The organism is Streptomyces sp. NBC_01260 (genome assembly GCF_036226405.1).
GTDB classification, from domain to species: Bacteria; Actinomycetota; Actinomycetes; order Streptomycetales; family Streptomycetaceae; genus Streptomyces; species Streptomyces laculatispora.
In genome coordinates, this window is record NZ_CP108464.1 from 1,242,186 (window position 1) to 1,266,509 (window position 24,324).

The window sequence follows — 24,324 nt, forward strand, 5'->3', positions numbered from 1 at the left end:
CCTCGCTCTTGGTGGAGCATGGGGGTACGGAGCGGAGCCGACCCGGAATCCGGGCCGCCCGCGGTTCCGTGCGGCGGAAGGAGGCCATGGTGGAGTCAGTGCCGGTACGGTGCCCGGCCTGCCGCCGCGACCACATGTACGTCGCACCTGCCTACCCGTGCCCGTGCGGCTCCCCGACCGCCCCGCCGCTGTTGCGCGGCGCCCCCGTCACGACGATCACCCACCGCACCTGGAACGACGACTGGGTGACGGCGCGCTGCCGCGCCTGCGGGCGGCACGACCAGTGGCCGCAGCCCGAACTGTGCTGCCCGTGCGGTGCGGTGCTGCGGATCCCGGTCCGCCCGGTGGCATCTTTCGGCCGTGCGCCGGGGACCGCGTCCCGGCCGGTGCGGCCGTCGCACATCCCGCTGCCGCGTACGGCCGCGGCCCCGAGGCCGGCGTTCCGGCCGCTGACGATCCGTACCGCACGCGACGCGGTCGGCGCCGCCGCGCTGTATCTGAAGTGGCTCGGCTACCGGGATGTCGTCCAGCCCGCCGAACGCCCCTCGTCCCGGATCGACCTGCGGGCGGCGGGGCTGATCGCCCAGGTCGACTCCACCACCAGGGCCACCGCGCTGCGCGATGTCGAATGCCTGTGGCTCAACGCGCTGAGCGCCTCGGTCTCCGCAGTGCTCTTCTCGCTCGCCGGCTACGCACGGGAGGCCCGGGAGCGCGCGGACGGGCTCGGCATCCCGCTCTTCGTCATGGATCTCACCGGGACCCCGCAGCCGGTGAACAGTCCGGCGGACGAACTGGTCAGCACGGGCGCCTGAGGGCCACTCCCGTACCGCTGGTCAGGTACCCACACCCATGCCGAACGCGCGCGGATCGCCGGCCGAGGATCCGCAAGCGCCGGGAAGTGCCGCACCTCACAGAAATCAACCGGCCACAGCGAGTGCTATCGGTCACGTTCGAGCCAGAGGCCACAGATGTTCGGTCGGTTGTCGGTGGCGGGCCTTACAGTGGGGCGCATGGTCTTAACTCCACGGCTTTCTCCACCCACACCCAATGCGCCGGCGCACGCCCCGCAGCCCGCACACCTCGCCCAGCCGACCCACCCCGCCGCCGTCGAGGCGAACGAGGCGATCCGCGCCCTCGTCGACGCCCGCGCCGGGCAGGACTGGTCATCCGTGGAGTCCGCCGCGTACGAGGTGCTCCTGATCGAGTGGGCGGCCGCCACCCGGCACGCCGTCACCGGCGACATCATTGAGGCCGCCTGACGGCGCCCGGTCCCTACCGGCCGTAGTTCTCCCGCAGTTCGATCTTCCGGACCTTCCCGCTGACCGTCATCGGGAAGGTTTCGAGGATCTCCAGCAGGCGCGGCACCTTGTAGTGCGCCAGCTGTCCGCGGCAGAACGCCGCCACCTCCTCCAGGGTCGGCGGGTCCGCCGGGTCCCGGGTAATGACGCAGGCCAGGATCTCCTCGCCGTACCGCTCGTCCGGCACCCCCACCACCTGCACATCCGCGATCTTGGGGTGGCCGTAGAGGAATTCCTCGATCTCGCGCGGATAGACGTTCTCGCCACCGCGGATGATCATGTCCTTGATCCGGCCGACGATCTGTACGTAGCCGTCCTCGCGCATCACCGCGAGGTCCCCGGTGTGCATCCAGCGTCCCGCGTCGATCACTTCGGCGGTCCGCTCGGGCTGCTCCCAGTAGCCGAGCATCACGCTGTAGCCGCGGGTGCAGAGTTCGCCCGAGGCGCCGCGCTCCAGCGTCACGCCCGTCGCCGGGTCGACGACCTTGACCTCGATGTGCGGCAGCACGCGGCCGACGGTGCCGGTGCGGCGCTCCAGGTCGTCGTCGCGGCGGGTCTGGGTGGAGACCGGGGAGGTCTCCGTCATCCCGTAGCAGATGGACACCTCGTCCATGTGCATCTCGGCGACGACCCGCTTCATCACCTCGACCGGGCAGGGTGATCCGGCCATGATGCCGGTCCGCAGCGAGGAGAGGTCGTACGAGGCGAAGCCGGGGAGGTTCAGCTCGGCGATGAACATGGTGGGAACGCCGTACAGCGAGGTGCAGCGCTCCTGCTGGACGGCGGCCAGCACGGCGGCGGGCTCGAAGGCGGGGGCCGGAATCACGATGCAGGCGCCGTGCGAGGTGATGCCGAGGTTGCCCATGACCATGCCGAAGCAGTGGTAGAAGGGGACCGGCAGACAGACCCGGTCCTGCTCCGTGTAGGCGACCAGCTCCCCCACGAAGTAGCCGTTGTTGAGGATGTTGTGGTGGGAGAGGGTGGCGCCCTTGGGGAAGCCGGTGGTGCCCGAGGTGTACTGGATGTTGATCGGGTCGTCGCAGGACAACTGGGCCTCGCGTGCGGCGAGTTGTTCCGGGCTCACCGATCCTGCGGCCGTCCGCAGCTCGTCCCAGCTGGGGTCACCGATGTAGTGGACGGCGCGCAGCGCGGGGCAGTTCGCGCGGATTTCGTCCACCAGGGCCCGGTAGTCGCTGGTGCGGTGCGCGAGCGTGGCGACCAGGATCGAGATCCCGGCCTGCTTCAGCACGTACTCCAGCTCGTGCGCCCGGTACGCGGGGTTGATGTTGACCATGACGGCGCCGATCCGGGCGGTGGCGTACTGGACGAGCACCCACTCGGGGCAGTTGAGCGCCCAGATCCCGACCCGGTCCCCCTTGGCCACCCCGGACGCCATCAGCGCACGGGCCAGCTCATCGACGTCCGCGCCGAGTTCCGCATACGTCCAGCGTCGCCCGGAGGCCACGTCGACCAGCGCCTCGCGCTCACCGAACGCCTCGGTCGCCCGGTCGAGGTTGCGCCCGATGGTGTCGCCGAGCAGGGCGGTGGCACCGGTGCCGTGGGCGTAGGACAGCTCGGTCACGTCAGGTCCCCCTCGGCGTACTCCGTGCCCGTGCCCCGGGCCGTGGCCTCACGCAGCTCGATCCGGCGGATCTTTCCGGAGACGGTCTTGGGCAGCTCGGCGAACTCCAGCCGGCGGATCCGCTTGTACGGGGCGAGGACGGCACGGGAATGCGCGAAGAGCACCTTGGCGGTGTCGGGTCCGGGCTCCCAGCCCTCGGCGAGCACGATGTACGCCTTCGGGACGGCGAGCCGTACCGGGTCGGGGGCCGGCACGACCGCGGCCTCGGCGACGGCCTCGTGCTCCAGCAGGGCGCTCTCCAGCTCGAACGGCGAGATCTTGTAGTCGGAGGCCTTGAACACGTCGTCCGCGCGGCCGATGTAGGTGATGTAGCCGTCCTCGTCGCGGGAGCCGATGTCCCCGGTGCGGTAGTAGCCGCCCGCCATGGCCTCGGCGGTGCGGTCCGGATCGCCGTGGTAGCCGGTCATCAGGCCGACCGGGTGGGCCGACAGATCCAGGGAGATCTCGCCCTCGACGGCGCCGGGCTCCCCGCTGACCGGGTCCAGGAGCACCACCTTGAAGCCGGGGCTCGGGCGCCCCATCGAGCCGGCCTTCAGCGTCTGGCCCGGGGTGTTGGCGACCTGGACGGCCGTCTCCGTCTGCCCGAAGCCGTCCCGGATGGTGACGCCCCACGCGCGCCGGACCGACTCGATGACCTCCGGGTTGAGCGGTTCGCCCGCCGCGACGACCTCGCGCGGCGGGGTCTTCAGCTGGGAGAGGTCGGCCTGGATGAGCATCCGCCAGACGGTGGGCGGCGCGCAGAAGCTGGTGACCGCGGAGCGGTCCATCTCGGCCATCAGCCGGGCCGCGTCGAAACGCGTGTAGTTGAAGATGAAGACGGTCGCCTCGGCGCTCCACGGGGCGAAGAGGTTGGACCAGGCGTGCTTGGCCCAGCCGGGCGAGGAGATGTTGAGGTGGACGTCGCCGGGCTTCAGCCCGATCCAGTACATCGTCGACAAGTGGCCCACGGGATACGAGACATGGGTGTGCTCGACCAGCTTGGGGCTGGCGGTCGTGCCCGAGGTGAAGTAGAGCATCAGCGGTTCGTCCGCGTCGGTCTCCCGGCCCGCCGTGAAGGTCTCCGGCTGCTCGTCGGCCCCGCTGTAGGAGAGCCAGCCCTCGGTGTCCGCACCGACACTGAACCGGGTGTAGCGGCCGGGCACCTCGTCGAACTTGGCGGTGTCGGCGTCCCGGACCAGCACATGGCGGACCCGGCCGCGCTCGACCCGGTCACGCAGGTCGGCCGGGCCCAGCAGCGGGGTCGCGGGGATGACGACGGCGCGCAGCTTCATCGCGGCGAGGGCGGTCTCCCACAGCTCGACCTGGTTGCCGAGCATGACGAGGATGCGGTCGCCCTCCCGCACGCCCTGGGCACGCAGCCAGTTCGCGGCCTGGTTGGAGCGGGCGGACATCCTGGCGAAGGACATCTCGGTGCGCCCGCCGTCCTCCTCCACGATGTGCAGGGCGGTGCGGTCGTTGTTCCGGGCGATGACGTCGAACCAGTCCAGGGCCCAGTTGAAGTGGTCGCTCCGGGGCCAGCGGAAGCCCTCGTAGGCGGCGCTGTAGTCCTCGCGGTGCTCCAGCAGAAAGTCCCGGGCGGCCCGGAACGTCTCCGTCGCACTGGTTGCCGACATGTGCCCTCCTCATTGCGGACCGGACCGGCCTCTGGCGTTCGGTCCTCCATGATGTAAACAGTGACCCAGGTCTCACCACCCCCGAACGGGGGTGCTGCGCAGGCAGCTGAACCCTGGGGCCGAGCAGGGAGGCGTCATCGTGCCGGAATCCGTCGATGCGGTGGAGATGCAGTCCGCGCTGCTGCGGCTGCGCCGGACGAGCGGACTGCCCGTGGCGTTCGGCGGGCTGCTCTCCGACACCCGCCATGCCAGGATCGCCGAGCTGAACGGGGCGCACACCGCGGCGCTGCGCGGGCTGGTGATCTCGGCCGGCAGCGGTCTGGGCGGCAAGGCAATCGCCCTGTCCCGGCCGTGCGCGGTGACCGACTACCACTCCTCGCGCCACATCAGCCACGAGTACGACACGGCCGTGGCCGCGGAGGGCCTGCGCTCGGTGGTCGCGGTACCCGTCGTCGTACGGCGCAAGGTGCGGGGCGTGCTGTACGGGGCGCTGCGCGAACCCCTCACGCTCGGGGACCGCACGTTCGACGCGGCGGTGGCGGCGGCCCGCGATGTGGAGCAGGCGCTGGCCGTCCGGGACGAGGTGCAGCTGCTGCTGGCCGTGACCCGCGAGGAGGTGACCGACCCGCGGGCCGCCCCGGAGGCGTGGGAGGGCGTCAGGGAGGCGCATCGGGAACTGCGCGCCCTGGTGCCGAAGGTCCTCGACCCGGCGCTGCGCGAAGAGCTGCTCGCGGTGTGCGGGCGGCTCGCCTCGGCGGCCGGTGCCCGGGTGCCGAGGTCACGGGAGGTGCAGTTGGCGCCCCGCGAGCTCGATGTCCTCGCCTGTGTCGCGGCGGGCGCGACGAACGCGGTGGCGGCGGACCGGCTCGGGCTGCGCCCGGAGACGGTGAAGGGCTATCTGCGCTCCGCGATGCGGAAGCTCGGTGCGCACACCCGGCTGGAGGCGGTCGTCGCGGCCCGGCGGGCGGGGCTGCTGCCGTAGTCGCGGCGGCTCGGAGGGCGGCGGGGCGCGCGGACCAGGGCCTTCCGTCCCCCGGTGCGCCGTTCACCCGCTCACCCGTCGAAGTCGATGAACGAGGCGAACCTGATGTCGTACCCGCTGCCGTCCGTGGGCGCTCGCGTCATCACGGAGAGCAGGGCGACGGCCTCCTCCGTGACGGCGTCGCGCCCGGCCGGGCCGAGCGGCCGCAGCTCCTGCACGGTGACGGTGGCCGGTGCGCCGTCCCGTGTGGCGTCCAGCCGCCAGAGGGCCGCGAGGAAGCCGTCGGCCAGGACGCTTCCGTAACTCTGGTTTCCCACCCCGTTGCGCCCCTTGAACCGCGGCGGGATGACGCGGGTACGGTCGGCGTGGCCGAGCAGCACATTGTCGAACTCGGGCAGGAATCGCGGCGGGGCGGGGGTGTCCTCGTCGGGGCGCGGGGCGTCGGGCAGGTCGAAGAGCTCGACGCCGTTCTCGTCCCGGAAGGTGATGAGTCGCGGGCGAAGCCGGTCGAAGACCTCCGCCAGCCGGGTCAGGCCGGCCCATGACTGCATGTCCCGCACCGACGCCGGTCCGAAGGCGCCGAGGTAGCGCAGCACGGTGGCGTCGGGCGCGGGCACCGGCTCGGACGGCCTGGCGAGCCAGTGCTCGGCGGTGGTCAGCGCCACCCGGCCGCTCTTCCCCCACACCCCGCGCGGGGTCACCTGGACCAGCGGCAGCAGACAGCGGGCCGCCGTGCTCAGCGCCTGCGGGTCCGCGTCGGGCCACTCGGTGAGCAGCCTCTCGCGGATCTCCTTCGGGGTGCGGGAGGCCTCCTCGACGTACTCCCGGCTGATGTCGCGGAGCCGGCCCAGGTCCACGCCCACGAGCCGCTTCCGGAAGATCCTGAGCTCCCGGTCGCGGGCCTCCTGGACGAGGGGGCGCAGGGTGAGGGCGTCGTCGGCGGTGTGGGTGTGGATGGTGGAGCGCAGGGTGACGATGCGGACGGCCTCGCGCGACTCCATCAGTGCGGCGAGCTCGGCCGGGTCGAAGCCCTCCAGCCTGGCCAGCAGCTGGAAGTACGGCGGCCTGGTGTTCTGCGCCTGGAGGCCGACGAGGTGCCGGATCGCTTCCTCGGCCGGCATCTCGGCGCGGCGGAGCAGCAGTTGGCGCTCCAGGGTCGCGCGCCCCAGTGCCCGCGGCGACAGCACCGCGGGGGCGGGGGCGGAGGTCTTCTTCTTCACGGCCATGGGCGGCACGGTACGCGGCCATCAGGTCGGATTCCGTCCTGATAGCGCGGCCCCCGGGCCACGGCCTCGCAGGCCGCCGTGCCCGCCGGGCGCGGGACCCGGGCCCTGGGGCCGTCCGCCCGCATCATGGACCGGTGATCAGCGTCCTCTTCGCCGTCCTGACCGCGCTCAGCAACGGATCCGCCTCCGTCCTCCAGCGCCGCGCCGCCCTCAACGTCCCTGACCGGGACGCGATGCGGGTGTCACTGATCGGCCATCTGCTGCGCCAGAAGGTGTGGCTCGCGGGGATCGCTCTGGTGATCGTCGCGGCCGTCTGCCAGGCCGTGGCGCTCGCCACCGGGCCGATCGCGGTGGTCCAGCCGATCTTCGTGATCGAGCTGCCGGCGACACTGCTGCTGGCGGGGTTCGTGATGCGGGTGCGGGTGCCCCGGCCCGTCTGGTTCGGGGCGGCCGCCGTGACGGCCGGTCTGGCCCTCGGCATGGCATCGGCCGCTCCGGGCGGCGGGAGCGCCACGGTGCGCGGGGCGGCGTGGGTTCCGGCACTGATCCTGACCGGCCTCTTCGAGGCGGCCCTGATCGCCGGGGCACGGGCCACCCGCGGCAACGCCCGGGCAGCCCTGCTCGGCACGGCCGCCGCCTGCGGGTACGCGCTCACCGCCGCGCTCATGAAGGACGCCATGGCGCGGCTCAGCGACGGCGGCGGGGTGGCGCTCCTGGAGTCCTGGCAGCTCTACGCCACCGCCGTAGCGGGCGTCGGCGCCCTGTTCCTCCTCCAGAACGCCCTCCAGGCAGGCAGCCTGGTCGCGGTCCAGCCGTGCCTGACCCTGGGCGACGCCCTGATCAGCGTCCTGTACGGGGTGACCCTGTTCGGCGAGGAACTGCGCACCGGCTGGTGGCTGCTCCCCGAACTGCTGGCCCTGGGCCTGATCACCGCGGGCTGCGTCGAACTGGCACGGTCACCGCTGGCCGCCGGAAAGGCGGCTTCCCCGTCCCGCACGCGCCGGGTGAAGTGATCACCACCGCGGTTGCGGGACGGGGAAGCCGCGTTCCGGGAACACGCCCCGGCTGTCTGCCGGCTACTTGCTCACGGCGAAACGCATCAGGGCCTGCTCGTCGCCCTGCTTGATCTTCCCGGTCTCGTTGATCACCTCGAGCTTCCAGCTCCCGCCGACGCGGAACGCCTTGGCCACGGCGCAGCCGTTGTCGTTGCTGAGCAGGCTCGGCCAGATGTCGGCGACCTGCTGGGTGGTGCCGCCCGTCGCGTCGTACACCTTGAAGCTGATGTTGCGCGCGTTCTGGAAGGAGCTGTGCTTCTTGTACGCCGCGGCGATGAAGACGATGGACGTGATGTTGGACGGCACCCTGGCGAAGTCGACGGTCACGGTCTCGTCGTCGCCGTCACCACGCCCGGTCTGGTTGTCGCCGCTGTGCGCCAGCGAGCCGTTGCCCAGCGGGTCCAGCGAGTCCAGCCCGGCCAGCCGCACCGGCTCCGCGCCCTGCACCGCGATGGCGATGAGGTCGAGGTCGGTGCCCTTCTTCTGACGCAGCTTCCCCATCAGCCCGCCACTGCTGCCGACAGTGGGATCCCAGGACACCCCGATGGACAGATGGGTCACCCCGTCCAGATCCGCGGGGCCGTCTTCCTTCTTCAACGTGATCATGCGTGATCCTCTTCGTGGCGAGATTCCCTACAGGTCGAGTGTGCCTGGTGTCTTCCGCGCGCAGCCCACCAGGGGCAAAATTTCGACCAAGTGTTTGACGCCACGGGACAGATTGTCCTGCGTCGGCAGGATGTCACCGGACATGGGCACGTGCTAAGGGCGTGCAGAGCATTAACTTGCGTGTTGTAGCCCTTGACGCCGCTGCTCAAGCAGGGTGTTCGACAGCAAGTTGTTTACCGGCACGCCCTAACTTGATCTTTAACCTGTGCGGCGTGGACGTGGAGTCGTTGGCTTCTTCGTCCGTCGCTTTGTGGAGTCTGGTTTGCCGACTGTGTGCACGTCATAGCGTGCGGTGGGTTGGTTGTTTCTGCGGCCGGGTGGCCGTCCTGGGCCGGGCTGAGAGGATTTCGGTGCTCCGGCTGGGCAGGCGGCCTTCGGCCGGAGGTGCCGAAAATCGCGGCGGACTCGTGCAGGGGTAAGCCTGTCCGCGGGACTTGGCTTCTCCCAGGGTCGGCGCAGGTCCGCCGCCAGGGGGCGGGCGAGCCGGAGCTGGGTGAAGACCACGAGGATCAGCCAGGTCCAGCGGTCGGCGGCTTCGGGGCTGCGGATCTTCGGGCAGGTCCAGCCCAGGGTCTGTTTGAACAGCCGGAAGGTGTGCTCGATATCGAAGCGCCGCAGGAATGCCTGCCAGAGCAGATCGACTTCCGCCTCAGTGGCGTCGAGCCCTGACCACCACAGCCAGACCGGCTTCGGTGTTGCCCCGCTGGGCAGGTGCTCGACCTGCAAACGGATCACCGTGCCCTCGATAACCGGCAAAGCACCCAGCTGAGCGGTCCAGGCCGAGCGATGGGTCAGTCTCGGGTGGAGCCGGTCCCAGGCCCGGGCGACGGCGGTGCCATAGAGGCGGGTTGCGGTCACCGTCTGCGCGTCGGGAGTGTTCCAGGTGGACGGGTCACCGAATACGAACTCGCCGCCATGGCGGGGCGGCCGACCCCGGACACCGGGTTCGCGGGGCGGGACCGACCGTCGCAGGACACGGTCCGAACGCATCCGGCCCAGCACCTGCACCGGTAGATCCTTGAGCAGGAAGGCCAGGCGGGGCACGTCGTAGCCGGCGTCCACGACGATCAGGATCTCCGGGTCGCCGTCCTTCCACTGCCCCGCCGCGATCAGCCGCTCGACGAGATCGCGCATCTGCCCGGCAGTGACGGTGGCGGCGTCATCGCCCGGTGCCAGACGCAGTGCGTCCAGCGGTGCGGTCCAGGAACTGCGGCCCGTCTCCAGCGCGCAGATCACCGAGTAGGGCCAGCCGGGCACGGGAATGTGCTGGTCCCTGCCCCGTCCGTAGGTGTGGCACAGAATCCGCTGCGGTGAGGTGTGGGCACTGGGCCGCAGCCAGCAGGTCAGGTCGGCGGCCAGGACCAGCCGGCCGTCCGCCGCCCGTGGCAGCGGCACCGTGGCCAGGCCCCGTCGCAGCCGGGCGACGTCGACCCGGCCCGCGGACAGGGCGTCGTAGAGCCCGCCATGCCCGCGACGGTGTTCACCCACCAGCGACAGTTCCACCAGCGACCGGACCGGACCATCCGCGCACAACACCGCGTCCGCGAGTTCGAACAACGCATCCGCACGCTTGGTCAGACAGGAGTAGAACTCACCCCGGAAGCGTGACAGTTCCGCAAACGGATCCTGCCCGACAGCATGATGCGACAGACTCATCCCCACGGCCTTCGTGCTGAGCGTTGTGTGTTCCTTGGTCGGATCACATGCTCAGCCGAAGGCCGCCCGTGTGTACGGCAGTTACCAATCCGAGTGATCAAGTACGACGCACCGTTCGGACCCCGAGGTTAAAGATCAAGCTAAGGGCTGTCCCGCAATTCCTGGCGGATCAGCGCGCGGCGTCAGATGCGGTGCATCGCAAGGCGGAGGGGCGTCCGCATACTGGATGTATGTGGACGTTCCGACAACGCGGCGAGGTGCCGTAGCTGTCGTCGCGCGCCCGCCGGGGATTGCGGGACGGCCCTTAGGGGTCCCGAGATGTCAAGACTCCCGGAGCGCTCAAGGGCTCGACGCCCGAGCCGCCGCGGCCCGGCCGGAGGAGGATCCGCTCGCTGTGCCGGCCGCCGCAGTGGGGCGGGCCGGCCCCTGCTCATCCGGCCGGTGCCCGCACCACCAGCGGCGTCCCGAGGAGCTGGTGCCCGCCGCTGGCGAGCATGCGTACCTCTCCGCGCTCACTGATCTCCGCCCGGACGATCCCGGTCTCGTCCTCATAGACCGGGTATCCGCCGGCCCCGGCCTGTGCGGTGCGCCGGACGGTCACCGTGTCGTCCTCGACCGCGGACGACTGAAATACCAGTTGGTAGCTCTCCGGGTAATCCATGACGGCCTCTCCGTGGCTGCGTCGGCGGACGGCCTCTCCACGCGGTTTTCCGTGCCGGTCCCGCCCTGGGGGGGCGCTCGGGCCCACACCAACCATCCTCCCTCACTCCGGCCGTCGCCGCCCATCCGCTGCCGCACGGCTGCGGGTCCGCTGCCGGGCCCCCTATCCTGAAGAGGTACGGGAGGTTCGAAGGCAATTGGGCTGCTGTGCCCCCCTTCTCCCGCGTCGTACGTGGGCATGACCGGGATCCCCGACATCGGAAAGGGACTCATCATGAAGGATGCCGACCGGGGCGACGAGGTCTACCAGCCCCAGCAGCCGGAGGCCTCCGACCCCGCAGATCTGCTCGACGCGGAAGACACCCTGGACAACCGCGATGTCGCCGACGTCCTGGACGAGGGGTACTCGCCGCCCGAGCGGCCGTGGGCGGTGGAGGACCGGGGCACCACCGCGTCCGAACAGCACAGCGGCGAGACCCTGGAGGGCCGGCTGGCCCGGGAGCTGCCCGAGATCTCCGGCGAGCCCGGTGACGGCGTGGGCGATGTCCCGGACGGAAACGGCGAGCCCTGGGACGGCGAGGTCGGGACCGTACGTGCCGGGCGCCTCACCAGGGAGCTGGACCGCAACGACCCGGACACCACGGCGGGCGAGGACGTCGGGATCGACGGCGCGGCGGCATCGGCCGAGGAGGCCGCCATGCATGTCGTTCCGGACGGCCAGGTGTAACCGCGGCCGTGGCCCGGGAACCCGCCGCGCTCCCCCGCCACTTCGCCCGTCCGTCGTGGCACCGCCGTACCGAGGGAGAGTCAACATGCCGTACATCACCGTCGGCCGGGAGAACTCCGCCGATATCGAGCTGTACTACGAGGACCACGGCGCGGGCAGGCCGGTCGTCCTGATCCACGGGTTCCCGCTGAGCGGCGCGTCGTGGGAGAAGCAGCTCCCGGTCCTGCTCGGCGCCGGGTACCGGGTCATCACCTACGACCGGCGCGGTTTCGGCCGGTCGAGCAGGCCCGTCACCGGGTACGACTACGACACGTTCACCGAGGACCTGAGCACCGTGATGGAGATGCTCGATCTCCAGGACGCGGTGCTGGCCGGGTTCTCCATGGGTACCGGCGAGGTCACCCGCTACCTCGGCAACCACGGCTCGCGCCGGGTCGGCCTGGCGGTCCTGGTGGCTCCCGTGCCGCCCTACCTGCTGAAGGCGGACGACAACCCCGCCGGCGTCGACCAGAGCGTCTTCGACAGCATCATGCGCGCTGCCTTCGCGGACCGGCCCGCCTATCTGACGGCGTTCCTTGATGACTTCAACAACACCGACAAGCTCGGCGGCACCCGGATCAGCGAACAGGCCCTGCGGATGCAGTGGAACGTGGCGGCGGACGCCTCCGCCCACGCCACGCTGGCCTGTGTACCGACGTGGCTGACTGACTTCCGCGACGACCTGCCGAAGAACGACGTGCCGACGCTGGTCGTGCAGGGCGACGAGGACCGCATCCTGCCCATCGACTCCACCGGGCGGCGGCTGCCGGACCTCATTCCTGACAGCCGCCTCGTGGAGATCCCGGGCGGTCCGCACAACATCGGCTGGACCCACGCCGAGGAGCTCAACACCGCGCTGATGGGCTTCCTGGACGATCACCGGCGCTGACCGGCCCGTTGCCGGAGGCGTCGTTACCCCGGAGGTAATCGACCCGTTCCACGATGTCGGACATCGTGTTCCTCACCAGCACAACGCGCCCGGCCCACCGGCCGGGGCCGATGAGAGGAACCACGATGACCTCGTACGACGACGCCGTCCAGCGCTACTTCGCCGCCTGGAACGCCGCCACCCCCGAGGAGCTGGAGAAGGCTGTCGCCGAGGCCTTCACCGAGGATGCCACCTACATCGACCCGCTGGCCGATGTGCGGGGACACGACGAGCTGGCGGCCGCGATCAGCGGCGCCCAGCAGCAGTTCCCCGGCTTCGCCTTCCGCCCGGCCGGGGCCGTCGACGGGCACCACTCCCTCGTCCGCTTCAGCTGGGAACTGGTCGCCGCGGCGGACGGCTCGGCGCCCGTCGCCGGTTCGGACGTGATCACTCTCGCGGACGACGGGCGGATCAGCTCGGTGAGCGGATTCCTGGACCGGGTACCGGCCGTCTGACTCCCGGCGCTGTCCACGACGGGTGCCGGCCCGTCGTTGGGGCGACACGGCGGGCATCCGGCGGGGGCGTGAACAGCGGCGCCGTGAGCGATGGCGGGGCGTGTCCGGCTCCCGGTCGGCGGCCGGCGCGGGCCGGATGGCGCAGCGATTTCTGGAATTAACCTCTGATGCCTTGTCATCGCCGGTTCTACGCGCATAGCTTGTGCTCCCTCATCACACTCTGAGGGGCAGTATCCGTGCGCATATCCAGACCTCGTTCCGTCCTGCTGGCCGGCGCGGTCGCCGTGACCCTCTCGGCGACCGCGCTGCCCGCCGCCTTCGCGGCCCCGTCCTCGACCGCCGTGATCTCCGAGGTGTACGGGGGCGGCGGGAACTCGGGGGCGACGCTCACCCGCGACTTCGTCGAGCTGGCCAACGCCGGCTCCGCCGCGTACGACCTGTCCGGGTTCAGCGTCCAGTACCTGCCGGGGGCGCCGTCCGCCGGTTCGCAGTGGCAGGTGTCCCCGCTCACCGGCGCCGTCGCGCCCGGCGGCCGCTATCTGGTCGCCCAGGCCGCGGGCACCGGCGGTACCGTCGGCCTGCCCGCCCCGGACGCCACCGGCACCGTCGCGATGGCAGCCGCGAGCGGCACGGTCGCGCTGGTCTCCGGCACCACGGCACTGACCTGCAAGACGGCGGCCGACTGCGCCTCGGACACCCGTGTCGTGGACCTGGTGGGCTACGGCTCCGCGGTCGTCCGCGAAGGCAGTGGACCGGCGACGGGCGCCTCCGCCACCGCCTCCGTGGCGCGTGCGGCCTCGCTCGCGGACACCGACGACAACGCCGCCGACCTGTCGGCGGGCGCCCCGACGCCGGTCAACGCGGCCGGTGAGACGCCCGGCGGCGAGGGCCCCGGCGACCCGGGCAACCCCACCGAGCCCGGCACCGTGCGCGTGCACGACATCCAGGGCACCACCCGGGTCTCCCCGCTGGACGGCCAGGCGGTGACCGGGGTCCCCGGCGTCGTCACGGCGGTCCGCACCACGGGTTCGCGCGGCTTCTGGATCCAGGACCCCTCGCCGGACGCGGACCCCCGTACCTCCGAGGGCGTCCTCGTCTACACCGGCTCCGCCACCCCGACGGTCTCGGTGGGCGACTCGGTCCTGGTCAGCGGCACGGTGGACGAGTACTACCCGTCGGCCACCACGCAGTCCATCACCGAGATCACCGCCCCCAGGACCACGGTCCTCTCCTCGGGCAACGCGCTGCCGGCACCGGTGACGCTCAACGCGGCCTCGGTGCCCGCCGGCTACGTCCCCTCGGCGGGCGGCGGCTCGATCGACGCGCTGCCCCTCGAACCGGCGACGTACGCGCTCGATCTCTACGAGTCCCTGGAGGGCACCCGGGTCGAGACCGCCGACACCCGGGTCACGGGCGCCACGAGCTCCTACGGCGAGGTCTGGGTGACCGTCGAGCCCGAGCAGAACCCGACCCGGCGCGGCGGCACGCTGTACTCCTCGTACACCGACCAGAACACCGGCCGGATCAAGGTGATGTCGCTCGACAGCGCCCGGCGCGTCCCGGTCGCGAACGTGGGAGACGTGCTGGCCGGCACCACCTCCGGTGTGCTGGACTACGACTCCTTCGGCGGCTACAGCCTCCAGGCCACCCAGCTGGGCACGCTCACCGACCGGCACCTGAAGCGTGAGGTCACCAGGAAGCAGAAGCGCGACGAACTCGCCGTCTCCACCTACAACGTGGAGAACCTCGACGCGCTCGACGACCAGGGCAAGTTCGACACCCTGGCCGAGGGCGTCGCGGTCAACCTGGCCTCCCCCGACATCGTGTCGCTGGAGGAGATCCAGGACGACAACGGCGCGGTCAACAACGGCACGGTCGGCTCCGAGGCGACCCTGAAGCGGTTCACGGACGCGATCGTCGCGGCGGGCGGCCCGCGGTACTCCTGGCGCTACGTGGCTCCGCAGGACGGCAAGGACGGCGGCGAGCCCGGCGGCAACATCCGTAACGTCTTCCTCTTCAACCCCGCCCGGGTCTCCTTCGTGGACCGCGCCGGCGGCGACGCGACCACGGCGGTGAAGGCCGTACGGACGAAGAAGGGCGTCACCCTGTCGGCCTCGCCCGCCCGGATCAGCCCGCTGAACGACGCCTGGACCGACAGCCGCAAGCCCCTCGTCGGCGAGTTCACCTTCCGCGGGGAGCCGGTGTTCGTCATCGGCAACCACTTCACCTCCAAGGGCGGCGACCAGCCCCTGCACGGCCGCTACCAGGCACCGACGCGCAGCTCGGAGACCAAGCGGGTGAAGCAGGCGGCGGAGGTCAACACCTTCGTCAAGTCACTTCTGGCGGCGGACAAGTCGGCACGGGTCATCACGCTCGGCGACCTGAACGACTTCGCGTTCTCGCCGACGATGTCCGCGCTGACCGCCGGGAAGGCGCTCAAGCCGCTGATCAACACGCTGCCTGCGAACGAGCGGTACAGCTATGTGTACGAGGGCAACTCGCAGACGCTGGACCACATCCTGACGAGCCCCGGCATCCGGCGCTTCGACTACGACGTGGTGCACATCAACGCGGAGTTCGCGGACCAGGCCAGCGACCACGACCCGCAGATCGTGCGGGTGAGGACCGGCGGTTCCGGCCACGGGCACCACGGGCACCACTGATCCCGCGCGGGCGGGCGGCTCAGCCGCCCGCCCGCGGCAGGGCCGCTCCCGCCGCGCTCGCACGCGGGCGCGGCAGTGCGAGGGCGCCCAGGGCGGGCGCCGTCTCCAGGGGGCGGTCGGTGAAGAAGCGGGCGACCAGGTCCGCCACGTCGTCGGGGCGTTCCAGGACGACCCAGTGGTCGGAGTCACCGATGGTCAGGAACCGGCTGCCCTCGATCGTCGCCGCGAAGGCGCGCTGCCGTTCGGGCGAGGTCACCGTGTCGTGCTCGCCCGCGAAGACGAGCGCGGGCACGCCGCTCAGCCCGCCGGAGAAGTCCGGCCGGTGGCCCAGCGCCCGGCGCAGTGACTGCGCGGCGTGCGGGGAATGGGTCAGCGCGTGCAGGAACGAGCGCCGGACGTAGCGCCGGGCGAGCTCCCTGCGGTGCACGGTGCGGTCCGGGTCCAGGCACATCAGCGCCTCGGCGGTCAGGGTGGCGAGCCCCTCCATGTCACCGGCTCCCAGCCGGTCGACCGCCCGGCCCCACTGGGTCCGCTGGGCGTCGCTGATGTGGGCCGGTACACCGCCGAGCACCAGCCGGGCGATGCGGCCCGGGTTCTGCCGGGCGCAGCCGAACGCGATCGACGTGCCGTAGGAGAAGCCGAAGAGGTTGACCCGGGGTACGGCCAGGTCGTCGATGATGCCGGCGACGGCCGCGTACAGGATGTCGTCGCCGGTGCCGGGCGGCAGCGGATCGGCGCCGCCCATGCCGGGCAGGTCGGCGGTGACGACCTGGGCCTGCGGTCCCAGGTGCTCGTCCATCTGCGGCCAGCCGTACATCCCCTGGAGCGCGCCGCCCAGGACGATGACCGGCTCGGTGCGGGGCGAGGGCTGCGGCAGGGTCCGGTAGCTGTAGCGCAGCCCGTGCACCGACAGGTTCCGGATGATCTCGTCGGGCATGGTGACCGTCCTTAGAGGGTCCGGCAATGGGGGTGGAAGAAGACGCGGGGTGGGTGCGTGCACCTGCAAGGCGCGGGAGGGAGTCAACGCGGACGCGCGTGCCCGGCCCCGCGGCGCCGCCCCCCGATGTGCCGGACCCACTTACGTGTCGCCGCGCGGTCAGGCCCTGGTGAGGACGAGTGCGGCGTTGTGCCCGCCGAAGCCGAGCGAGGTCTTGACGGCCGCGTCGAACGCCGCGGGCCGGGCCTGCTTGCTCACCACTTCGAGCGGGATCTGCGGGTCGGGGGCGTCCAGGTTGACGGTGGGCGGGACGAGTTGGTGCTGGAGGGCCAGCACGGTCAGCGCGGTCTCGATGCCGCCCGCGGCGCCGAGGGTGTGTCCGGTCATGGCCTTCGTGGACGTGACGAGGGGGTGCTCGCCGAGCACCCGGCGCAGCATCGTGGCCTCGATCAGGTCGTTCGACACGGTCGAGGTGCCGTGGGCGTTGACATGACCGATGTCCGCCGCGCCGACTCCGGCGTCCGCGAGGGCGGCGCGCAGGGCCCGTTCGATGCCGAGGCCCTCGGGGTCCGGCGCGACGGCGGAGTACGCGTCGCTGGACGCGCCGTATCCGGCGAGGTGCGCGCGGACGGTGGCGCCGCGGGCGCGGGCGTGTTCCGGGCGTTCCAGTACGAGGAGTCCGGCGCCCTCGCCGACGACGAAGCCGTCGCGGTGGGTGTCGAACGGGCGGCAGGCCGACTCGGGGTCGTCCCGGCGGGTGGAGACGGCCTTCAACTGGCAGGCGCTGGCGATCAGCAGCCGGGAGCAGACCGATTCGGCGCCGCCGGCGACGACGATGTCGCAGGCCCCGGTGCGCAGCATCTGGTGCGCGGTGCCGATGGCCACGGTGCCGGACGAGCAGGCGGTGGAGACGGCCTGGCTGGGGCCGTGCGCGCCGAGGTCGGTCGCGACGCTGCTGGCCGCGCCGTTGACGACCGTGAGCGGGGCGAGTTTGGGCGAGACCCGGCGGGCGCCGCGCTCGGTGAGGGCGGTGTGCTGCGCGTCGTAGAAGGGCAGTCCGCCGTGGGCGGAGCCGATGACGACGGCGACGCGGGCGCTGTCCCAGACCGAGGGGTCGAGCCCGGCGTCCGCGACGGCCTCACGGGCGGCGATGACGGCGAGTTGAGAGAAGCGGTCCATGAGCCGCTGGGTCGCCACCCCGAGGACCGCCCTCGTGTCGAGGCCCGTGATGGTGTACATGAAGTCGCAGGGCAGGTCGTGGAGTTCGGGCCGGTGCGGGACGCAGGGCGCGGTGGCGGCCTCGGACACCCCGCGCCAGGTGGCCGCGGTGCCCACGCCCGCCGCGGTGACGAGGCCGATCCCGGTGACGGCGGCGGCGAACGGTTCGGGGCGGTACCGGGCGGTCATGCCGCGGCCTTGCGGTGCACGGCGTCGACCAGTTGGCCGACGGTGTCGCGCGAGGTCAGCTGGACGTCGTCCAGGTCGACGCCCATCCGGTCCTCGATGAGGAGCCGCAGTTCCTCCAGGGCCAGGGAATCCAGCCTGAGCTGACGGAGCGACGCTTCGGGGCGGATCGTCACGGGATCGGTTCCGAAGTTCGCCACCAGCAAGGTGCTGATCTCGTCTGCCGTGCTCATGGGCACTCCTCCGCTGTCGTACGCGGTGACGCCTTGCCGCGTGAGAGGTCACTGCCATCGGGGGACGCCGGCCGGTCCGGAGGCACCCTTTATACGCCCTGTCGGCAGTGGCTCCGGTCCGCGTTCCCCCGTGCGGTGGGAGGGCTGGGCAGGTGTACGAATCCCCTGGTGTGCGCCCCGGGTCGAATCGACGGGGCGCTACGGTTCCGCCCGCCTTCAGGAGCCGGTCCGCAGGGCTCCTCCCGGAGGGGTTCCGCCCGTAAACTCCGCGATCATGAACACCGAATCCACACAGGCCGCCGAGGTCTCCGCCGACGCCCGCGCCCTGTTCTCCACCATGTCCACGATGCGCGCCATGCGCCGCCTCAGACCGGAACCCGTGCCGGACGAGACGCTGGAGCAGCTCATACAGGCCGCCGTCTGGGGCCCCAGCGGCGGCAACATGCAGTGTTACGAGTACGTCGTGGTGACCGACCGTGAGGTGATGGCGCGTCTGGCGCCGCTGTGGAAGCGGTGCGTGGACGCGTATCTGGCGACGACCGGGAAGTACGCGCCGAAGGGCATGGACGACGCGGCGTACGGCCGGATGGTGGCCGCGATCGAGTACCAGCGCGACCACTTCGCCGATACCCCGGCGCTGGTCGTGCCCTGCTACCGGTTCCCGGAGCCCCGGATCGAGGAGGAGGGCCTGGTCGCGTACGCGCAGGCGCTCGGCCCGGCGGGCGTCGAGCACATGACGAACACCCAGACCAGGTTCCAGACGCTCGCCGAGGGCTCCTGCGTCTATCCCGGGGTGCAGAACCTGCTGCTCGCCGCCCGCGCGCTGGGGCTCGCGGCGAACGTCACCATCTGGCACCTGATGCTGGAGCAGGAGTGGAAGGAGGCCCTCGGCATCCCCGAGGACATGCAGACCTTCGCCGCCGTTCCGATCGGGTGGCCGAAGGGCAACTTCGGTCCGGTCCGGCGCCGCCCGGTGGCGGACGTCATCCACCGCGACCGCTGGTAGGCCGGCCGCCCCGGATCCGGGATCTCCCGGATCCGGGCCGCCGCCTGACAGCGCCCGGCCTGCGCGCCCACATCCGCACCTCAACTCCATTGGAGTGAAAGGGAGTTCGACACGCAGCACGATGATTGTCATGCCCTGGACAGATCGATACCCTGAGCGGGCTTGGCGGCCCCTCGGCCCACCCCACTCGGGCCCGGGGGCCGTTCTTCTTCCCCCACAGAGCAGGAGCAGGTATGCCCAGCCGCCCCGCAGCCCACACCAAGGCCCGCGCATCCGTGCTGGCGGCCCTCACCGCCACCGTCCTGACCGTCACCGGCACCCCGGCCCTCGCCGCCTCGGACCCCGGCCACCCGATGAACCAGGCCTTCGAGCGGGCGGCCGGCCGGTTCGGCGTACCGCGTGACCTGCTCGCCGCCGTCGGATACGGCGAGACCCGCCTCGACGGCCACTCCGGACTCCCCAGCCAGGCGAACGGCTACGGCGTGATGCACCTCGCCAGCAACCCCGGGAACCGGACCCTGGAGCAGGCCGCCGCCCTGACCGGCAAGCCCCTGGCCGACCTCCGCGCCGACACCGGGGCCAACATCCTGGGCGGCGCGGCGGTGCTGCGCGGCTACGCGGACAAGCTGGGCCTGGACGCCCGGGACCGGGCGGACATCGATGCCTGGTACCCGGCCGTCGCCCGGTACAGCGGGACCGAGGGCCCGGCCGCCGCCCTCTACGCCGACACGGTCTACACCTTCCTGGCGGACGGGCTCGACGCCGTCACCCCGGACGGCGAGCGGATCTCGGTGACGGGCCGCCCGGTCTCCCCGCACAAGGGCTCGCTCGCCGCCACGGAGCCGGGTGCCCGCAGCGCCGACTACCCGGCCGCGCTCTGGGTCCCGGCCAACGCGAACAACTTCGCGGCGGGCCGCTCGGCAGCGATCGACAAGGTGATCATCCACGTCACGCAGGGCTCGTACGCGGGCTCGATCAGCTGGTTCCAGAACCCGACGGCCAAGGTGAGCTCGCACTACGTGGTGCGCTCGTCCGACGGCCAGATCACCCAGATGGTGCGAGACAGCGACACCGCGTACCACGCGCGGAGCGCCAACTCCTCGGCGCTCGGTATCGAGCACGAGGGATTCATCGACGACCCCTCCTGGTTCACGGAGCCGATGTACCGGTCGTCGGCGACCCTGACCGCGTACCTGTGCGACCGGTACGGAATCCCGAAGGACCGGGCGCACATCATCGGCCACAGCGAGGCGCCGGGCAACGACCACACCGACCCCGGCCCGAACTGGGACTGGACGCACTACATGCAGCTGGTGGGCGGGGACACCGGGGGCGGCACCACCCCCGACGGGCTGAGCTTCACCGCGTACACCACCCAGCGAATGGGCTCGACGGGTGCCCAGGTCAAGGCCGTCCAGCAGCTGCTGAACGAGCAGGACCAGGCGGCGGGCGCGGCCGACGGCAGCTTCGGCCCGGCCACACAGAGCGCGGTGGCGGCCTACCAGGCGGCGCACGGGCTGGACCAGGACGGCGTCGTGGGAGCCAGGACCTGGACCGCGCTGCTGTCGGCGGGCTCGACCGCGACGCTCCAGGAGGGCGCTTCGGGCGACGGTGTGAAGCGGCTCCAGCGCGCGCTGACCGCGACGCTCGGCTCGGCCGTCGGCATCGACGGGAGCTTCGGCCCGGCGACGACGACGGCGGTGCGCGGCTACCAGACGAGCCGGGGCCTGACGGCCGACGGCATCGTGGGGCCGGACACCTGGGCGGCGCTGCAGGCGGGCCGCTGACGGACATGTCACGGGGCGGGCGCGCCGCGCCCGCCCCGTGACATGCGGGAACACCCGGACGTCACGTTTGGGTAACCCGCCGGAAACCCTTGACGTTTCTCCTGACGTCTTCCTAATCTCCTCGTGTAGTCGTACTTCACGTGCTGCGGCGCTTTCCGCAGTGTTTTGACAGGCACAGACATAGACCACCTGTCGGTGGTTTCGTCATGCCTGTTTTTTTGTGCTCCCCGTGCCGCCGATGGGTCTTCCTCGAAGGCGGATTCATGGCACAACGTCCGAGCGTCAAAGGCGTCGCCGACGTCGTTGCGCTCATCGATGGGCTGGGAAAGATCACCGGCCGGGCGCAAGTCATCTGGTTTCTCGTATTCGGCGGGCTGTTCCTCGACGCCTACTCGAACGCGGCGCTGAGCGCCGGTCTGGGACCGATGACGTCCCAGATGGAGCTGACCAGCACGCAGGTCTCGATCCTCACGGCCACCGCTCCGGCCCTGGCGATCATCTTCAACCCCATCGGCGGCTGGCTCGCCACCCGGATCGGCCGGGTCCCCCCGCTGCTCATCGCCAAGGTCTTCGCGATCGCGGGCGCCCTGCTCGCCGCGTTCGCCGGTGACTTCACCGTCGTCTGGCTGGGCCGGGTCCTGGTGGGCGTCGCGTACGGCATCGACTTCGCCGTCGCCATGGCGCTGCTCGCCGAGTACACCCCCGCCAAGCTCGGCGGCCGGCTGAACCTGTGGCAGGCGGTCTGGTACGTCGCCACCACCAGCAACCTCGCGCTCGCCCTGCTCTTCTTCAACCTGGACGTCGGCGCGGACATCTGGCGCTGGTCGGTGGGGTCGGCCGCAGTCGTGGCCCTGGCGCTGCTGGTGGGCCAGTGGCTGATGCTCAAGGAGAGTCCGACCTGGCTGGCCAGCAAGGGCCGGCTGGACGAGGCCGTCCTCAACCTGGACCGGATCTACCGGATCAAGGCCGTCGCCGGGAAGCCGGACGAGGCGACCCGCGCCGCGGTCGCCGCGCCCGCCATCGGCTTCCGCCAGGCCGGACTGCTCTTCAAGGGCGAGTACCTGCCGCGCACCATCCTCTCCTCGGTGATCTCGCTCGGGCAGTCGATGCAGTACTTCGCGGTCGGCTGGTACCTCCCGCTGATCAGCCTGACGATCTTCGGCGAGAGCTTCGAGAAGGCCACGATCGGCTCGATGGTGTTCAACGCCTTCGGTATCGCGGGCGGGCTGCTGTCCGCGTACTTCGGCCGCCGGCTCGGACTGCGGCTCAGCTCCGCCGCCGGATTCGGCGGGGTCTTCGTCGCCCTGATCGCGATGGGGCTGACCTTCGAGAAGGTCCCGACAGCGGTGGCGTTCCTGCTGCCGGTGCTGTTCATCCTGTGCCACTCCGCGGGCCCCGGCGCCAACGGCAAATCCATCGCCGCGCTCTCGTACAGCAGTGACGTGCGCGCGCTCGGCACCGGTGTCACCGGGATGGTCGGCAGTTTCGGCAGTGTCGCCGGGCTGTACCTCTTCCCGCAGATCAAGGAGTCGCTCGGCCTGGCCGACACCTTCCTGGTCCTCGCCGTCGTGCCGCTGCTCGGCATGATCACCTGCCTGGCCATCAAGTGGGACCCGATGAAGGCCGCATCCCCCGACGAGACGGCGGCGCTCCGCACCGCCGACGCGGACGAGCGGGAATCCGAGGAGTCCGCGGCCGCGCGCTGACCGTCCGCCGCGCCTGCCGCACCACACGATGGTCCCTCTCCCCCTCCGTACAGCTCGCGATGCTCGCAATGAAAGGGCTGCAATGACGCAGACGCTCCCCGGCGCCGCCCCACGGCGCGGTGTGCTGGCCATCGACGAGGGCACCACCGGCACCAGGGCCGGAGTCGTTCTCGACTCCGGTGCCGCGCACGAGGTGTTCTACCGGTCGATCAAGGTCAGCCATCCGGACGACCTCTCGGTCGAGCAGGATCCGATGGAGATCTGGACCGCCACCCTTGAGGTGGCGCGCCGGGCCATCGGCGCCGCACGGGCGGAGGGCATCGCGATCACCGCGGTCGCGCTCTCCACCCAGCGGGCCACCGCGATGCTCTGGGACCGGGTCACCGGGCGGCCGCTGCTGCCCGCCGTGGTGTGGCAGGACCGGCGGTACGCCGCCGAACTCACCGCTCACGAGGCGCGGTGGGACGCCGCCCTCACGGCCCGCCAGGGCCGGCCGGTCGGTGCCCGCGCGCCGTTCCTCTGGGCCGCCCGGCAGATCGCCGCGCACCCGGAGGTGTCCGCCGCCCACCGCGAGGGCCGGCTGCTCTTCGGTACCGTCGACACCTGGCTGATCTGGCGCCTGACCGGGGGCGCCGTGCACGCCACCACCCCGACCAACGCCGCCTCCAGCGGGGGCTACCTGCTGGAGCGGCACGCCTGGGACGAGGAGTGGATCAGCCATCTGGGCTTCCCCCTCGACCTGCTTCCGGAGCTCCGCTCGGACGACGCCGGGTTCGGCACCACCGACCCGGCCGCCCTCGGCATCGCCGTCCCGCTGGCCGCCTCCATGGGCGACCAGCACGCCGCACTGATCGCGCTCGGCGGCCTGGCCGCCGGGCAGGGCATGTGCATGTACGGGACCGGCGCGTTCGTCGACGCGGCGACCGGCACCACGCCCGCCCTGCCCCGGCCCGACATCTCCGGGGTGCTCGCCCAGCCCGGCCGGCGGCAGGGCGACATCAGCCATTACAGCCTGGAGGCCTACACCTCCACGGCGGGTTCGGCGCTGCGCTGGCTCTGTGACGACCTGGGCCTGTTCGCCTCGCCGAAGGAGCTCGGTGAGGAGGCCGGCCGGGTCCCCACCCGGCCGGGCCGCACCCCGCGTTTCGTCCCGGCGCTCGCCGGGGTCCGTACGCCGGTCTGGCATCCGGAGGCCACCGCCGCCCTCACCGGGCTCACCCTCGCCACCACCCGGGCCGATCTGGCCCGCGCCGTCCTGGACGGCATCGCGCACTCGGTGTGCGACCTCATCGACGGGGTCGCCGCCACGATGGACGCCCCGTTCACCCGGCTGCGGGTCGGCGGCGGGGTCGCGGGCAGCGACCCGCTGCTGCGCATCCAGGCCGACCTGACCGGCCTGCCGCTGGAGCGGGTCGCCGACTCGGCCACCGCGAGCCTGCGCGGCACCGCCTATCTGGCCGGTGTCGCCCAGGGCCTGTGGGGCTCGCTCGAAGAGGTCGTCGAGGCGCAGCCGCACGGCCGGATCTTCGAGCCGTCACTCGGCGCGGACGAACGGGCCGCCCAGCGGGCCGCCTGGCGCGACGTGCTGATCGCCCACCTCAAGGACCCCGCACTCACACCCCTCACCCCCCACTGACGGCC

The 24,324-nt window shown here is 71.6% G+C and carries 21 protein-coding genes; 12 read left to right on the plus strand and 9 right to left on the minus strand.

The features are described from left to right. Window positions 1-89 precede the first annotated feature (89 nt). Both OG322_RS05505 and OG322_RS05510 read left to right on the plus strand, forming a co-directional pair. A complete protein-coding gene (locus OG322_RS05505; protein ID WP_123466253.1) occupies window positions 90-812 on the plus strand; it encodes a hypothetical protein in 723 nt (240 codons plus the stop codon). Between the two features lie 198 nt (window positions 813-1,010). Next, window positions 1,011-1,259, plus strand: coding sequence for a hypothetical protein (locus OG322_RS05510; protein ID WP_123466251.1), 249 nt, complete (start codon window positions 1,011-1,013; stop codon window positions 1,257-1,259). 13 nt (window positions 1,260-1,272) lie between these two features. Here OG322_RS05510 and OG322_RS05515 read toward each other — a convergent pair whose 3' ends face one another. Next, window positions 1,273-2,880 carry an AMP-binding protein gene (locus OG322_RS05515; RefSeq protein WP_329306129.1) on the minus strand — a complete coding sequence of 536 codons (1,608 nt, stop codon included), beginning with the start codon at window positions 2,878-2,880 and terminating at the stop codon, window positions 1,273-1,275. Next, a complete protein-coding gene (locus OG322_RS05520) occupies window positions 2,877-4,553 on the minus strand; it encodes an AMP-binding protein (protein ID WP_123463589.1) in 1,677 nt (558 codons plus the stop codon). Before OG322_RS05520 ends, OG322_RS05515 begins: the two co-directional genes overlap by 4 nt. A 139-nt stretch (window positions 4,554-4,692) precedes the next feature. Here OG322_RS05520 and OG322_RS05525 point away from each other — a divergent pair, with 139 nt between their 5' ends. Beyond that, the gene (locus tag OG322_RS05525; protein ID WP_123466249.1) at window positions 4,693-5,535 is read left to right on the plus strand and encodes a helix-turn-helix transcriptional regulator; all 843 of its coding nucleotides are present in this window, start codon (window positions 4,693-4,695) and stop codon (window positions 5,533-5,535) included. 71 nt (window positions 5,536-5,606) lie between these two features. Here the strand turns inward: OG322_RS05525 and OG322_RS05530 are convergent, their stop codons facing one another. Further along, window positions 5,607-6,761, minus strand: coding sequence for a winged helix DNA-binding domain-containing protein (locus tag OG322_RS05530; protein ID WP_123463587.1), 1,155 nt, complete (start codon window positions 6,759-6,761; stop codon window positions 5,607-5,609). A gap of 134 nt (window positions 6,762-6,895) precedes the next feature. On the opposite strand from OG322_RS05530, the gene OG322_RS05535 reads away from it, so the two are divergent. Continuing rightward, a complete protein-coding gene (locus OG322_RS05535; protein ID WP_123463585.1) occupies window positions 6,896-7,774 on the plus strand; it encodes a DMT family transporter in 879 nt (292 codons plus the stop codon). 63 nt (window positions 7,775-7,837) lie between these two features. Here OG322_RS05535 and OG322_RS05540 read toward each other — a convergent pair whose 3' ends face one another. From OG322_RS05540 to OG322_RS05550, 3 genes are all read right to left on the minus strand, one after another. Continuing rightward, window positions 7,838-8,422 carry a TerD family protein gene (locus OG322_RS05540; protein WP_123463583.1) on the minus strand — a complete coding sequence of 195 codons (585 nt, stop codon included), beginning with the start codon at window positions 8,420-8,422 and terminating at the stop codon, window positions 7,838-7,840. Window positions 8,423-8,680: 258 nt separating this feature from the next. Beyond that, the gene (locus tag OG322_RS05545; RefSeq protein ID WP_329306130.1) at window positions 8,681-10,138 is read right to left on the minus strand and encodes an NF041680 family putative transposase; all 1,458 of its coding nucleotides are present in this window, start codon (window positions 10,136-10,138) and stop codon (window positions 8,681-8,683) included. 430 nt (window positions 10,139-10,568) lie between these two features. Continuing rightward, on the minus strand, window positions 10,569-10,799 hold the full coding sequence (locus OG322_RS05550) for a DUF6296 family protein (protein WP_123463581.1): 231 nt from the start codon (window positions 10,797-10,799) through the stop codon (window positions 10,569-10,571). Between the two features lie 273 nt (window positions 10,800-11,072). Here OG322_RS05550 and OG322_RS05555 point away from each other — a divergent pair, with 273 nt between their 5' ends. The 4 genes from OG322_RS05555 to OG322_RS05570 all read left to right on the plus strand — a co-directional run bounded on the left by OG322_RS05555 (window position 11,073) and on the right by OG322_RS05570 (window position 15,610). After that, the gene (locus tag OG322_RS05555; protein ID WP_123466247.1) at window positions 11,073-11,525 is read left to right on the plus strand and encodes a DUF5709 domain-containing protein; all 453 of its coding nucleotides are present in this window, start codon (window positions 11,073-11,075) and stop codon (window positions 11,523-11,525) included. Window positions 11,526-11,610: 85 nt separating this feature from the next. Further along, window positions 11,611-12,453 carry an alpha/beta fold hydrolase gene (locus OG322_RS05560; protein ID WP_329306131.1) on the plus strand — a complete coding sequence of 281 codons (843 nt, stop codon included), beginning with the start codon at window positions 11,611-11,613 and terminating at the stop codon, window positions 12,451-12,453. A 125-nt stretch (window positions 12,454-12,578) separates the two neighbouring features. Further along, complete coding sequence (locus OG322_RS05565; RefSeq protein ID WP_123463577.1) at window positions 12,579-12,947, plus strand: nuclear transport factor 2 family protein; 369 nt, start codon at window positions 12,579-12,581, stop codon at window positions 12,945-12,947. 236 nt (window positions 12,948-13,183) lie between these two features. Further along, window positions 13,184-15,610 (plus strand): endonuclease/exonuclease/phosphatase family protein, encoded by a 2,427-nt coding sequence (locus OG322_RS05570; RefSeq protein WP_124285539.1) that lies wholly within the window; start codon window positions 13,184-13,186, stop codon window positions 15,608-15,610. A gap of 19 nt (window positions 15,611-15,629) precedes the next feature. On the opposite strand, the gene OG322_RS05575 is transcribed toward OG322_RS05570, so the two are convergent. The 3 genes from OG322_RS05575 to OG322_RS05585 all read right to left on the minus strand — a co-directional run bounded on the left by OG322_RS05575 (window position 15,630) and on the right by OG322_RS05585 (window position 18,184). After that, window positions 15,630-16,547, minus strand: coding sequence for an alpha/beta fold hydrolase (locus tag OG322_RS05575; RefSeq protein ID WP_123463572.1), 918 nt, complete (start codon window positions 16,545-16,547; stop codon window positions 15,630-15,632). A gap of 159 nt (window positions 16,548-16,706) precedes the next feature. Next, window positions 16,707-17,954, minus strand: a complete 1,248-nt coding sequence (locus OG322_RS05580; RefSeq protein ID WP_266410701.1) for a beta-ketoacyl-[acyl-carrier-protein] synthase family protein — start codon at window positions 17,952-17,954, stop codon at window positions 16,707-16,709. Then, a complete protein-coding gene (locus OG322_RS05585; protein ID WP_164494463.1) occupies window positions 17,951-18,184 on the minus strand; it encodes an acyl carrier protein in 234 nt (77 codons plus the stop codon). Before OG322_RS05585 ends, OG322_RS05580 begins: the two co-directional genes overlap by 4 nt. Window positions 18,185-18,458: 274 nt before the next feature. On the opposite strand from OG322_RS05585, the gene OG322_RS05590 reads away from it, so the two are divergent. From OG322_RS05590 to OG322_RS05605, 4 genes are all read left to right on the plus strand, one after another. Beyond that, entirely contained in the window at window positions 18,459-19,190 is a 732-nt protein-coding gene (locus OG322_RS05590) for a nitroreductase family protein (RefSeq protein WP_123463566.1), read from the plus strand. A gap of 233 nt (window positions 19,191-19,423) precedes the next feature. After that, window positions 19,424-20,977, plus strand: a complete 1,554-nt coding sequence (locus OG322_RS05595) for a peptidoglycan-binding protein (protein WP_123463564.1) — start codon at window positions 19,424-19,426, stop codon at window positions 20,975-20,977. A gap of 263 nt (window positions 20,978-21,240) precedes the next feature. Beyond that, entirely contained in the window at window positions 21,241-22,683 is a 1,443-nt protein-coding gene (locus tag OG322_RS05600) for an MFS transporter (RefSeq protein WP_123463562.1), read from the plus strand. Window positions 22,684-22,765: 82 nt separating this feature from the next. Next, a complete protein-coding gene (locus OG322_RS05605) occupies window positions 22,766-24,319 on the plus strand; it encodes an FGGY family carbohydrate kinase (RefSeq protein WP_123463560.1) in 1,554 nt (517 codons plus the stop codon). Window positions 24,320-24,324 lie beyond the last annotated feature (5 nt).

Excerpts from the sequence above, each read along its gene's own strand:
- OG322_RS05510 (WP_123466251.1), top strand. The coding sequence starts at position 1,011 with ATGGTCTTAACTCCACGGCTTTCTCCACCCACACCCAATGCGCCGGCG.
- OG322_RS05520 (WP_123463589.1), bottom strand. The coding sequence starts at position 4,553 with ATGTCGGCAACCAGTGCGACGGAGACGTTCCGGGCCGCCCGGGACTTT.
- OG322_RS05530 (WP_123463587.1), bottom strand. The coding sequence starts at position 6,761 with ATGGCCGTGAAGAAGAAGACCTCCGCCCCCGCCCCCGCGGTGCTGTCG.
- OG322_RS05540 (WP_123463583.1), bottom strand. The coding sequence starts at position 8,422 with ATGATCACGTTGAAGAAGGAAGACGGCCCCGCGGATCTGGACGGGGTG.
- OG322_RS05545 (WP_329306130.1), bottom strand. The coding sequence starts at position 10,138 with ATGAGTCTGTCGCATCATGCTGTCGGGCAGGATCCGTTTGCGGAACTG.
- OG322_RS05550 (WP_123463581.1), bottom strand. The coding sequence starts at position 10,799 with ATGGATTACCCGGAGAGCTACCAACTGGTATTTCAGTCGTCCGCGGTC.
- OG322_RS05555 (WP_123466247.1), top strand. The coding sequence starts at position 11,073 with ATGAAGGATGCCGACCGGGGCGACGAGGTCTACCAGCCCCAGCAGCCG.
- OG322_RS05560 (WP_329306131.1), top strand. The coding sequence starts at position 11,611 with ATGCCGTACATCACCGTCGGCCGGGAGAACTCCGCCGATATCGAGCTG.
- OG322_RS05565 (WP_123463577.1), top strand. The coding sequence starts at position 12,579 with ATGACCTCGTACGACGACGCCGTCCAGCGCTACTTCGCCGCCTGGAAC.
- OG322_RS05575 (WP_123463572.1), bottom strand. The coding sequence starts at position 16,547 with ATGCCCGACGAGATCATCCGGAACCTGTCGGTGCACGGGCTGCGCTAC.
- OG322_RS05580 (WP_266410701.1), bottom strand. The coding sequence starts at position 17,954 with ATGACCGCCCGGTACCGCCCCGAACCGTTCGCCGCCGCCGTCACCGGG.
- OG322_RS05585 (WP_164494463.1), bottom strand. The coding sequence starts at position 18,184 with ATGAGCACGGCAGACGAGATCAGCACCTTGCTGGTGGCGAACTTCGGA.
- OG322_RS05590 (WP_123463566.1), top strand. The coding sequence starts at position 18,459 with ATGAACACCGAATCCACACAGGCCGCCGAGGTCTCCGCCGACGCCCGC.
- OG322_RS05595 (WP_123463564.1), top strand. The coding sequence starts at position 19,424 with ATGCCCAGCCGCCCCGCAGCCCACACCAAGGCCCGCGCATCCGTGCTG.
- OG322_RS05600 (WP_123463562.1), top strand. The coding sequence starts at position 21,241 with ATGGCACAACGTCCGAGCGTCAAAGGCGTCGCCGACGTCGTTGCGCTC.
- OG322_RS05605 (WP_123463560.1), top strand. The coding sequence starts at position 22,766 with ATGACGCAGACGCTCCCCGGCGCCGCCCCACGGCGCGGTGTGCTGGCC.